Below are 10,838 nucleotides of genomic sequence, written 5' to 3'. Positions count from 1 at the left end.
ACTTGCTTGACCAGATAACGCCGAATAATCAAATTAGTTCTTCCAAAATGAGCTCCATAAAACGAGTGCTAGTTTACCCGAATAGCAAAAATATAAAACCTAGGTGGCTCTGCCCATTGAAAATCTATTCGGATAAATGTTTCAATGCTTGAATGATTTGCAAATCTAAACAGGCGTGAAAACAAGATATGAACCTTACAATTAATACGTCATTCCCAGAGAATGGATCAAGTCAATCTTTGTTGATTTTAGTCGACTCAGAACAGATTCAAAGCGCTGCATCAACATACCAAATCAACAGCCTAGATACATTAATTGAAGCATCTCAATTCAAGGCTGGTCTGGCAGAAAGTTTAAGCCTGATTGGACAGGTCAGCCAGTCTCAGCATGCGGCCCTGATCGGCCTCGGCAAGACTGCCGAATTACAAGCGGGAAAACTGGCGAAAATTGCCCAAGCCATTATTAAAGGCTCTCAAAAAAAATTCAAACAGATTTCTGTTGATCTGACACAACTTCCACAAGAATTGCACTATCTGTTTGCATTGGCTTTAACTCAAGCCAGCTACGGCTATGACGAATACAAGTCAAAAAAGAACGAATTTATTCTGCAGCAGATTGATTTCATCGCTGCCGAAACTCCGCTAACAGCTGAACAGTTGCAATTGATTCAGGCCATTCAGACTGGTCAGAATCTGGCGCGTGATCTGGGTAATCGTCCTGGCAATATTTGTTTCCCAGAATATCTGGCAGAACAGGCGCAAGCGCTGGCGGCTCAATATCCGGACCTGCTTAAAGTAACTGTACTCAATGAACAGCAAATGGCTGACCTTGGTATGGGTGCTTTCCTTGCAGTCAGCAAAGGTTCAGACCGTCCAGGCCGTATTATCACGATTGAATATCTGGCTCACCGTGAAGAAGCACCAGTGGTATTACTGGGTAAAGGCATTACTTTTGATACTGGTGGTATTTCATTAAAACCAGGCGCTGGCATGGATGAAATGAAATACGATATGTGCGGTGCAGCTTCAGTTCTGGGCACGCTTCGTGCACTATGCGAATCTCGTTTACCAATTCATGTGGTAGGTGCGATTGCTGCAGCGGAAAATATGCCATCGGGCAAAGCCACCCGTCCAGGTGACATCGTAACGACTATGAGCGGTCAAACCGTTGAAATTCTAAACACTGATGCTGAAGGCCGTCTGGTACTCTGCGATGCATTAACTTATGTAAAACGCTTTAATCCTGCTCTGGTGATTGATATTGCAACTCTAACTGGTGCTTGTGTAGTGGCGTTAGGTTCAGTCTTGACCGGTATGTTTACACCAGACAATGAGCTGGCTGCAGAACTTGAAACCGCCGGCCAAAATGCATTTGACCGTGTATGGCGCATGCCGGTACTGGACGACTATCAGGAACAACTGGATTCCCCATTTGCTGATATTGCCAATATTGGTGGCCCTAAAGCCGGTTCTGTAACGGCTGCATGCTTCCTGCAACGTTTTACGCGTGACTATCGCTGGGCTCACTTGGATATCGCTGGTACTGCATGGAATTCAGGTCCAAATAAAGGCGCAACTGGTCGTCCAGTACCTCTATTAATGCAATTCCTGGCTAATCGCGTTCAAAAGCATGGCTAAGGTCAGCTTTTATTTATTTGAAAAAAGCCCTGAACGACAAGTGGACAGCACTTGTCGTTTATGCCGTAAAATTTTGCGTCAGCCAGAGCGCATCTGGCTGCTGTGTGCCGATCCTGCCTTACAGCAGGAACTGGATGAAAAGCTGTGGAACTTTGATCCTGCCAGCTTTATTCCACATGGAATCGATCAGCCAGATGCAACCGTCTGTATCTCGGCTCAATTACCAGAGCAGCCGGGCTGGATTATTTTTAATTTTAATCCGGAAGCACTTGAACCTGATGCGAAATTTAGTCACATTATTGAGATTATTGAAAACAATGAACCAGCCAAACAGCTGGGACGTGAAAAATATAAACAATATCGTCGCTTTGGCATTCAGCCAAATACCTTTAAGCTCTAAGTAATCACGTGAACAAGGAGATGCAAGTGGCATTAAATGTAGGTCCAGATTTTAAACAGCGCTGGTTAAACACGCCTGAGGCTGTACGTCAGACCTTTATCGATGACCTCTCGCGCATCTGTGAAGTACTTAAGCCTGAAACTGCTGTAGAAGAATGGCTCGTCCGTGACCAGCAGTTACAGAAAGAGTCTGAGCGTAAAATTGAAGCAGCGTATGCACAGCGCAAGGCCGAACTGATTGAAGAAGCACGCATTCGCAGACAACAGGCACTCGAAAAAGCCTTAGCCGAAAAACGTGCTGAAGAACAAGCCTATGCTGAACAGCTACGTCGTGATGAAGAGCGAAAATTTGCCGAGCAAACCCGAAAGCTGGCTGAAATGCGTCATATGCTGGATACTGAGGTTCAGGATTATGCCGCGCGTTATCAGAAAAATCCGGATCAGGTGCTCGACTTTGCCAAAGGTCGCTTAAATATCGACGATACCCAGATTTTGTCTGAGCTGGAAAGCTTACGGTTACGTCTGGAACTCGAAGCAGAAACTGTGATTGAACAAACCGTCAATGCACTGCGTGAGAAATTACGCGCTGCAGCCAAGGAAGAAATTGACTATATTCTGAAAAATTCTGATCTGGCTGAGTAAAGTTGATAGTCAGTTGGCTGAAAAGATTCTTTTTATTTTTCAGCCTAATCCTTCTCCTGTCTTGGTTAGTTTATTCCATCAAACTATAAAATCCACTTTAAAATTAAAACAAGTCAGCCAGTAAAAATGCGGTATTGCCAAGCAGATAGCCCGCCCCTAGCAGAGTGCTAATCCAGAGAAGACCACCGGTCACATTATAAAAACTGAAAGTCGCAAAGCTCATATGGCCAGAACCTGCCGCAAAAGGGCCGAAGGAACGTACAAAGGGAATAAAACGCGCAATTAAGATCGTCTTGCCACCATGTTTCATAAAATAATGATTGGTTTTGACCATATATTCGGGTTTGAAAAACCGTGAATGCTCATTGAAATACTTTAATCCGAGCACCCTGCCCGAATAATAATTCACGGTATAACCCAGAATCGAAGCAATCAGCAGCAATAAACCCATGGAGTGCAAGGTAATCAGGTCAGAGCTGGAACACAACGCACCGACAGCAATCAACAAACTGTCACCTGGCAAAAAGAAGAAAAACGGCGAACCTGTTTCCGCAAAAATCACCAGGAACAAAATTGCATAGATCCATACCCCATACTGCTCCAGCAATAAGGGTAAAGACTGTTCAAGATGAAGTAAAAAATCGAGCATTCGACCTGTCCACTGGGGCTAAAATCGCGAGTTGAGCTACGTATTATCCCGAAAAATAAAAAAACAGTCTAATTTTTCAATTAGACTGTCTGGTAATTGCTCAGCGGATTTATTTCAAAAAGCCATTTTCGGCTAAGAATTCCATGCTGATTTTAGACTGTTCTGTAGTTTCTGCGGCTTTGTCACCAAGCAATAAACGCTCGATATAACGCGCCAGTACATCCACTTCCAGATTGACTTTAGTGCCTAACTTCCAGGTACCAATATTGGTACGTTCGGCTGTATGTGGAATCAGATTCAGACTAAGGATGTTACCACGCAAGTGGTTAATGGTCAGGCTGATACCATCTACTGTTATAGAGCCCTTCTCTGCCAAATATTTGGCAATTTCTTTTGGTGCAGTCACTTCAAAATAAATGGAACGGGCATCGGAACGTACTACTGTAATTTCACCAACCGCATCGACATGACCAGAGACAATATGTCCGCCAAAGCGTGTAGTTGGCAGCATTGCCTTTTCGACATTTACAGGTTGGCCGACTTTCCAGTTAGCCAGTGTAGTCCGGTCCAGGCTTTCACGTGATACGTCTGCAGCATACCAGTTCTCACCCCAGTCAATTACGGTCAGACAGATGCCATTGGTGGCAATTGAATCGCCTAGATGTACATCGGACATATCTAGATCCATCTGGATGCGTAAACGCACATCACCGCCAACGCTTTGCAAGCTCTCGACCTTGCCCAGACTTTCAATAATACCTGTAAACATCTTTATTTCCTTTTTCTCTGCGCTTACCACAAGGCCAATTGGGTGCTCACGCCGGTCGTATCCACACCGCCCAGCTCAGCATAATGATGCAACTGGCTCAGTAACTGACGAATTGGCGGACCTGACTTGGCATGCGTGTCGGTAATTACAATAAATTCCAATACGCGTGCACGTTCAGACTGGCGCTGCTTACTGACACGATAACGTGGCACATCCTGAGTGAGCAAGGTTACACGGCCACGTTTCAGGTTGGCCTGCAGCAAATCTGTGGCACTGATATTACCATCGGTTGAATAACTGGTCAGGATAAAACGCGCATTAATGGTCGCCAACAAAGTTTCATAGGCTTCTTTGGCATGCTTGGATGAGTTGTACTGACTTGGACGTTCTTTACGCCATGCACGGTCAATCCCGCTCTTGAAGCCTTTAGTGTCTGGAGTCGGTAAATCCACCTGATCCCACAGCGTTAAAGCATTGAGTACATGATAGTTACTACTATAGGCATGCTGGTTATACGGTGGATCCAAATAAGCTACATCGACTTCAAAACCACTCATCTGATTGGCCAGATGCTGGGCATCGACACACCACATTTCTGCGGCAGGTCCTTGATGCTTGGCATCCTCACAGAAACGGCTTGGCGTTAACCAAAGTAGTGATTCAATGCGTTCTAGTGCAGTTTGGGTCTTACCGCCCCAACCATGATGGAAACTTTTAAATACACCTGAAGTATTGCTGACAAAACTGGCTGAATAAAGCAATGGTGCCAGCAAGGCACTCATTTCCACGTCATCAATCGCACCTTGCGCTTGCCAAGTCGCAATCTGCTGACGGATGGCATCGATACGCATGCCGTTACGGCGTTTGAAGAACAAACGGTCTCGGGTCGGATCATAGATTTCGTCATTGCGTGGACACAGATTATGCGTCACCCAGCCTTTGACTTCAGGCAGACGGTTCAGATAATCAATTGCTTTCTGATAGCCACCCAGTTCTTTAAATGCAGGTGCATCAGTACAAGCCAGAACTGCATGATTCAGCGCATGGCTATACGGCTCCCAGTCATTGGCAATCACACGATAGCCATTTTGACGTGCCAAACGTGATACTACACCGGAACCGGCAAAAAAATCGGCAAAAATCGGCGCACGGCCATCTTCACGTTTTAAGGTTCCCGTGCTCTCAAGTGCTTCCAGAATTAAGTGTAGTAAACGGCGTTTGTTCCCCAAATAAGGAACCAACTGATGGAAAAGATATTCATCTGTGGTACGTGCCGCATGGCGACGTTTGTGGTAAACCGTAGACTCTGAATTCATAGTGTCTCTTGAGAGGGAATTAACCTGAAGCGCACGTCATCACCCAAACGGGTCACGTCCTGCAACTTGAATCGAAGTTGTTCTGCCATTCGGCTGAATTCTGCATTGAACATACTACGCGCAGTTTGCCCCAATAAAGTCGGTGCAACATAACTGATGAGTTCATCCACCAGCCCTGCCTGTAAAAATGCAGTAGATAAAGTCGCACCTGCTTCCACCAGCACATCATATATCTGATGCTGCTGAACCAGTTGCTGTAATAATTCTTGTAAAGACTGAATCTCAAGTTGGGTCACACCCAGGTCAGCCAGTTCCGGACGATATGGCCCCATGACCATTACCGTTTCCGGCTGTTCCAGAATTTTGGCAGTGAGTAGCAAACGGCCTTGGCGATCCAGAATAACCCGCTTTGGCTGAACGATGCTGTTAATATCATCAACACCCTTCAGACTACGGACATTAAGCTGACAGTCATCTGCTAATACGGTTTCAATCCCAGTAATCACCGCACCAGAAATCGCACGCCAATGTTGCACATCCTGACGAGCTTCTGCACCGGTAATCCATTTCGATTCACCCGATGCCATTGCCGTACGGCCATCCAGACTCGATGCAATTTTCAAACGGACATAAGGCATCCCAGTCGCCATCGCTTTTAGAAAGCCATCATTCAGTGGATGTGCTTCATCCTCACAAACACTGACTTCAACCTTTATGCCAGCATCTTTCAGGATCTGCACGCCTTTTCCAGCGACCAGTGGATTTGGATCAGGACAGGCAACAATCACTTTAGCTACGCCTGTTTCAACCAATCCTTTAGCACATGGTGGTGTACGGCCATAATGGGCACAAGGTTCCAAAGTCACATATGCTGTTGCTCCACGTGCCTGTTCGCCTGCCTGACGCATGGCAAAGACTTCCGCATGAGGCTGACCGGCTTTAGGATGGAAACCTTCACCCACGACTACGCCATCTTTGACAATGATACAGCCGACATTCGGATTCGGTTTAGTGGAGTACTGCCCCTGACGTGCCAGTTCGATGGCACGGCGCATCCAGATTTGATCTTGAGTGAGTTCAGTCATGCTTATTCTTGAAACTCACCACGTTGCTGCATCTGTTCAATCTGACGACGAAAGGCTTCGACATCCTGGAAATCCTGATACACCGAAGCAAAGCGGACATAAGCCACGTGATCAAGCGCGAATAGAGACTGCATGACAATTTCACCGATGGTACGTGATTTTACATCACGTTCACCCAGACGGCGAATCTGCAACTGGATATCACTCAGCACCGTTTCAATCTGTTCTTGCGTCACAGGACGTTTCTGCAAGGCATGCATCAGTGAACGGCGTAATTTGGCTTCATCAAAGGGTTCATTCTTACCATCAGATTTGATGACACGTGGCATCACCACTTCATAACTTTCAAAGGTGGTAAAGCGTTCATTACAACTGACACATTCACGACGGCGGCGAATCTGGCAACCTTCAGCGGCCAGGCGTGAATCAATCACTTTACTGTCTGGTGTATTGCAAAATGGGCAATGCATAGCGGTTTAATTGAACAAATCCTGATGATTTCCGAGTGTAGCAAAAATTCTAAACTTTGTAGAGTTTTACGCAACATATAGAAAAAAAACAGCCCATATGGGCTGTTTTACACAATATATTGATTATTGTTTTAGCAGATTATTCTACACGTTCGCCATGTTGACTTAAGTCCAGACCCATGCGTTCATCATCAGAAGAAACACGGATACCGATGATCAGATCAATCACTTTAAGAATCACGAAAGTTAATACTGCAGAGTAAGCGATGGTTGCAAGTACACCTTCAACTTGAACCCAAAGTTGGCTCATTACATTTGCTGGAGCAGCATCACCCATGATGAATTCGCTTGCGAAGAATGCTGTCAGAATCGCACCAACGATACCACCCACACCGTGCAGGCCAAAGGCATCCAGAGAATCATCAGCTTTCAGTGTACGTTTCAGAGCAGTAATACCCCAGAAACATACCACACCACCGATCAGACCCATTGCCAGGGCACCACCGACAGTGACAAAACCAGCTGCTGGAGTAATTACCACCAGACCTGCTACCGCACCAGAAGCCCCACCTAATACAGATGCTTTACCACGTACTACTTTTTCAGTAATTAACCAAGAGATCGCTGCTGCCGCTGCTGCAACTTGAGTTACGATCAGCGCATAACCTGCAGAACCATTTGCACCCAATGCTGAACCACCGTTGAAGCCGAACCAGCCTACCCAAAGTAAGCTTGCACCGACTACAGTTAAAGTCAGGTTATGTGGCGCCATTGATTCACGGCCAAGACCCATACGTTTACCAAGCATGTAGGCTGCAACCAGACCCGCTACACCTGAGTTGATGTGAACGACTGTACCACCAGCAAAGTCAAGCGCGCCGTCGTTGCCTAACCAGCCGCCACCCCATACCCAGTGAGTAATTGGCGCATAAACTAGAATCACCCAAAGTGCAATGAATGCCACAAAAGCACCAAACTTCATACGTTCCGCGATTGAACCGCTGATGATGGCAACCGTAATGATGGCAAACGTCATTTGGAAGATCACGAACAGGATTTCAGGAATCGTGCCTGAAAGCGCATCGGTGGTTATTCCAGCCAGCATGAGCTTGTCCAGACTGCCGATAAAGGCATTTCCTTCACCAAAGGCCAATGTATAGCCAATCACGACCCAGGCAATACTGACTACGGCTGCAGCAACAAAGCTGTGTGCCATTGTTGCCAGCACATTTTTCTTACGGACCATACCGCCATAGAACAGGGCTAAACCTGGAATGGTCATCAGTAATACAAGGGCTGTTGAAGTGAGAATCCAGGCTGTATCACCAGTATCGAGAGTGGCTTCTTCTTCTGCAGGCGCTGCTGGTTCCGCTGGCGCCACTTCAGCAATCTCTGCTGTAGTTGTGTCTGTTGTTGTAAGTGAAGTATCGCCAGTCTCTGCAACAAGTGCGACTTCTTCAGTAGGTGTTGGTGCTGTTACGGCCTCTTCAGCCCACGCAACAGAACCACCTAAAAGAGCGCTGGACAAGCCGAACGCCATTAGCATTTTTTTCATTCGTATCCCCCAACCATGTTTTTTGTGAGTTATTAGGTACTCAGCAAACTTCGTGCCAAATTAAACAGCGTCTGCACCTGTTTCACCGGTACGAATACGGATGACTTGTTCTAAGTTAGTTACGAAAATTTTTCCGTCACCGATTTTGCCAGTGCTTGCAACACGAGTAATTGATTCAATTACCGAATCAACCATTTCGTCGCTGATTGCGATTTCAATTTTGACTTTCGGTAAGAAATCTACAACGTATTCAGCACCACGATAAAGTTCAGTATGGCCTTTTTGACGACCAAAGCCTTTGACTTCAGTCACAGTGATGCCTTGAACACCAATTTCAGATAATGCTTCACGCACATCATCCAATTTGAAAGGTTTTACAATTGCAGTTACGAGCTTCATGTTTGTTTTCCTTCGGCTTATTTCACCAGTAAGGTTTTATGTTCAAATTTCATGCCAAGATTCCTAAGGTCGGGGGAAATTAGAAAGCCCGGCACGATGTTTCTTGCTCTTTTATTTTATACTTATAACGTATTGGAATCTGCACAAATTGGATATTTTTTATGTGGATTTTTACAATATTACTAATCGAAGCAGCCTATATTTTATCTGAAATACTGTAAGTCACTCTTGCAGCAATGCTACACTGTCCGCGCATTTATATGGCGATGGATCGGATTATGATTGAAACCCTGTTACAAGCAATTTTGCAGCAAGTTGAACAACCTAAAAAGGACTTGGAGCACAACTTGCGTGCCCTGCTCAATGAAGCCGTTAGCAAAATGGATTTGGTGTCTAAAGAAGAGCTCGAACGTCAACGCACTGCCCTAAATAATGCTAATCAGCGTTTAAATGAGTTACTAAAACAAGTCGAAGAGCTAGAAGAAAAAATCTCGATTAAAAAATAAGCACAACTACAGTGCACAAAAGACACGAGAACAATAAAAATAATGCACTATATTGGAACAACAATATGTCTTTTGCCAAAATTTATACGCGAGGCCTGTTAGGCCTGCATGCACCTTTAATTGAAGTCGAAGTTCATGTCAGTTCTGGCATGCCTTCCCTCACCATTGTGGGGCTTCCTGAAGCCGCAGTCAGGGAAAGTAAGGATCGGGTTCGATCAGCTATTCTGAATAGCGGCTTTCAGTTTCCGACCAAACGCCTGACCATTAATCTGGCACCTGCCGATCTACCTAAAGATGGCTCACGTTTGGACTTGCCGATTGCGCTAGGAATTTTAGTGGCCTCAGGGCAGCTTCCAGAAAATTGCACAGATGACCTTGAATTTATTGGTGAACTGGCCTTAGATGGTCAATTGCGGCCAGTAACAGGAATCCTGAGTATTGCAATCGCCTGCCAGCAGGCACAGCATCAACTGATCTTGCCTAGTCCGAATGCTCAGGAAGCCTCTCAGCTTCCGGATTTTCAGGTATTTGCTGCCAATCATTTACAGGAAGTCTGTGCACATCTGGCTCAAGCGGAAACCTTGCCCCCGTTTAAGACCAGTCCATTAGATCAGCACTCTTTTTATAAATTTGATCTTGCGGATGTGAAAGGACAATTGCGACCACGACGTGCCTTGGAAATTGCAGCTGCAGGTGGCCATTCCCTGCTGTTCCGCGGCCCACCCGGTACAGGTAAAACCTTATTAGCATCGCGCCTCGCCAGTATTTTACCTCCCTTAAATACTCAGGAAAATCTGGAAGTTGCTAGTATCTATTCAATTGCCAATGCCAATCATCCCTTTGGCCAGCGGCCATTTCGGGCACCGCATCATACTGCGTCTGCCATTGCACTGGTCGGCGGTGGCTCACATCCTAAACCTGGAGAGATCACACTGGCACATTTGGGCGTTTTATTTCTAGACGAACTGCCTGAGTTTGACCGCAAGGTTTTAGAAGTATTACGTCAGCCGCTTGAGTCCAAAGAAATTGTAATCTCACGTGCTTCCCGGCAAATTACTTTTCCAGCCAACTTTCAGTTGGTGGCAGCCATGAATCCCTGTCCATGCGGTTATGCATTTAATCAGGACAGCCGCTGTCAATGTTCACCTGAAAGCATCAAGCGTTATCAGAACCGGATTTCTGGTCCATTACTGGATCGGATTGACCTGCATATTGACGTACCACCTTTACAGGCACAGGAGTTACAGGACAATAAACCCGTCGAAAACTCTGAAACCGTCAGACAGCGTGTGATCACCGCCTATAATATTCAGATCGAACGGCAAAACGCCTTAAACATGAGTCTTAGTCCGAAACAACTGGAACAATATGCCCCTCTCGATCCACCAGCTCAGAAAATGATTGAACTGGC

General features: G+C 45.8%; 12 protein-coding genes. 5 read left to right on the top strand and 7 right to left on the bottom strand.

Going from position 1 to position 10,838, the window contains the following annotated elements; translation table 11 throughout:
* The first annotated feature begins 188 nt into the window (after positions 1-188).
* From B4J23_RS03015 to blhA, 3 genes are read left to right on the top strand one after another with little or no spacing between them, the layout of a single operon-like run.
* Positions 189-1,637 (top strand): leucyl aminopeptidase, encoded by a 1,449-nt coding sequence (locus B4J23_RS03015; RefSeq protein ID WP_291358723.1) that lies wholly within the window; start codon positions 189-191, stop codon positions 1,635-1,637.
* On the top strand, positions 1,630-2,037 hold the full coding sequence (locus tag B4J23_RS03010) for a DNA polymerase III subunit chi (protein ID WP_179992212.1): 408 nt from the start codon (positions 1,630-1,632) through the stop codon (positions 2,035-2,037). Before B4J23_RS03015 ends, B4J23_RS03010 begins: the two co-directional genes overlap by 8 nt.
* Before the next feature lie 26 nt (positions 2,038-2,063).
* Positions 2,064-2,678: a cell division protein BlhA gene (blhA, locus tag B4J23_RS03005; protein WP_291358722.1), complete on the top strand. Its 615-nt coding sequence runs from the start codon at positions 2,064-2,066 to the stop codon at positions 2,676-2,678.
* A 103-nt stretch (positions 2,679-2,781) separates the two neighbouring features.
* Here blhA and B4J23_RS03000 read toward each other — a convergent pair whose 3' ends face one another.
* The 7 genes from B4J23_RS03000 to glnK form a co-directional block, all read right to left on the bottom strand.
* Complete coding sequence (locus B4J23_RS03000) at positions 2,782-3,327, bottom strand: VTT domain-containing protein (protein ID WP_180179745.1); 546 nt, start codon at positions 3,325-3,327, stop codon at positions 2,782-2,784.
* A 109-nt stretch (positions 3,328-3,436) separates the two neighbouring features.
* Positions 3,437-4,096: a riboflavin synthase gene (locus B4J23_RS02995; RefSeq protein WP_291358721.1), complete on the bottom strand. Its 660-nt coding sequence runs from the start codon at positions 4,094-4,096 to the stop codon at positions 3,437-3,439.
* A gap of 23 nt (positions 4,097-4,119) precedes the next feature.
* Positions 4,120-5,412, bottom strand: coding sequence for a DNA adenine methylase (locus B4J23_RS02990; protein ID WP_004787305.1), 1,293 nt, complete (start codon positions 5,410-5,412; stop codon positions 4,120-4,122).
* The gene (gene ribD / locus B4J23_RS02985) at positions 5,409-6,497 is read right to left on the bottom strand and encodes a bifunctional diaminohydroxyphosphoribosylaminopyrimidine deaminase/5-amino-6-(5-phosphoribosylamino)uracil reductase RibD (RefSeq protein WP_291358720.1); all 1,089 of its coding nucleotides are present in this window, start codon (positions 6,495-6,497) and stop codon (positions 5,409-5,411) included. The genes B4J23_RS02990 and ribD overlap by 4 nt, the downstream gene beginning before the upstream one ends.
* Before the next feature lie 2 nt (positions 6,498-6,499).
* Complete coding sequence (gene nrdR, locus B4J23_RS02980) at positions 6,500-6,967, bottom strand: transcriptional regulator NrdR (RefSeq protein WP_004787309.1); 468 nt, start codon at positions 6,965-6,967, stop codon at positions 6,500-6,502.
* Between the two features lie 139 nt (positions 6,968-7,106).
* A complete protein-coding gene (locus B4J23_RS02975; protein WP_159123952.1) occupies positions 7,107-8,522 on the bottom strand; it encodes an ammonium transporter in 1,416 nt (471 codons plus the stop codon).
* Between the two features lie 60 nt (positions 8,523-8,582).
* Complete coding sequence (gene glnK, locus B4J23_RS02970) at positions 8,583-8,921, bottom strand: P-II family nitrogen regulator (protein WP_004650081.1); 339 nt, start codon at positions 8,919-8,921, stop codon at positions 8,583-8,585.
* Between the two features lie 278 nt (positions 8,922-9,199).
* On the opposite strand from glnK, the gene B4J23_RS02965 reads away from it, so the two are divergent.
* Together B4J23_RS02965 and B4J23_RS02960 are read left to right on the top strand one after the other, a co-directional pair.
* Positions 9,200-9,427, top strand: a complete 228-nt coding sequence (locus tag B4J23_RS02965) for an accessory factor UbiK family protein (protein WP_004787313.1) — start codon at positions 9,200-9,202, stop codon at positions 9,425-9,427.
* Positions 9,428-9,492: 65 nt separating this feature from the next.
* Positions 9,493-10,838 (top strand): YifB family Mg chelatase-like AAA ATPase (locus B4J23_RS02960; RefSeq protein ID WP_291358719.1); only part of this gene is annotated, 1,346 nt, incomplete at its 3' end.

The organism is Acinetobacter sp. UBA3025, from assembly GCF_002367915.1.
Taxonomy (GTDB): Bacteria; Pseudomonadota; Gammaproteobacteria; order Pseudomonadales; family Moraxellaceae; genus Acinetobacter.
The sequence above is the reverse complement of the archived record's forward strand: the minus strand, read 5'-3'. Positions and strand labels throughout refer to the sequence as shown.

Bases quoted from the DNA above. Each gene is read 5' to 3' on its own strand.
- B4J23_RS02965 (WP_004787313.1), top strand. From the start codon at position 9,200: ATGATTGAAACCCTGTTACAAGCAATTTTGCAGCAAGTTGAACAACCT.
- B4J23_RS02990 (WP_004787305.1), bottom strand. From the start codon at position 5,412: ATGAATTCAGAGTCTACGGTTTACCACAAACGTCGCCATGCGGCACGT.
- B4J23_RS02975 (WP_159123952.1), bottom strand. From the start codon at position 8,522: ATGAAAAAAATGCTAATGGCGTTCGGCTTGTCCAGCGCTCTTTTAGGT.
- B4J23_RS03010 (WP_179992212.1), top strand. From the start codon at position 1,630: ATGGCTAAGGTCAGCTTTTATTTATTTGAAAAAAGCCCTGAACGACAA.
- glnK (WP_004650081.1), bottom strand. From the start codon at position 8,921: ATGAAGCTCGTAACTGCAATTGTAAAACCTTTCAAATTGGATGATGTG.
- B4J23_RS03015 (WP_291358723.1), top strand. From the start codon at position 189: ATGAACCTTACAATTAATACGTCATTCCCAGAGAATGGATCAAGTCAA.
- nrdR (WP_004787309.1), bottom strand. From the start codon at position 6,967: ATGCATTGCCCATTTTGCAATACACCAGACAGTAAAGTGATTGATTCA.
- B4J23_RS03000 (WP_180179745.1), bottom strand. From the start codon at position 3,327: ATGCTCGATTTTTTACTTCATCTTGAACAGTCTTTACCCTTATTGCTG.
- B4J23_RS02995 (WP_291358721.1), bottom strand. From the start codon at position 4,096: ATGTTTACAGGTATTATTGAAAGTCTGGGCAAGGTCGAGAGCTTGCAA.
- ribD (WP_291358720.1), bottom strand. From the start codon at position 6,497: ATGACTGAACTCACTCAAGATCAAATCTGGATGCGCCGTGCCATCGAA.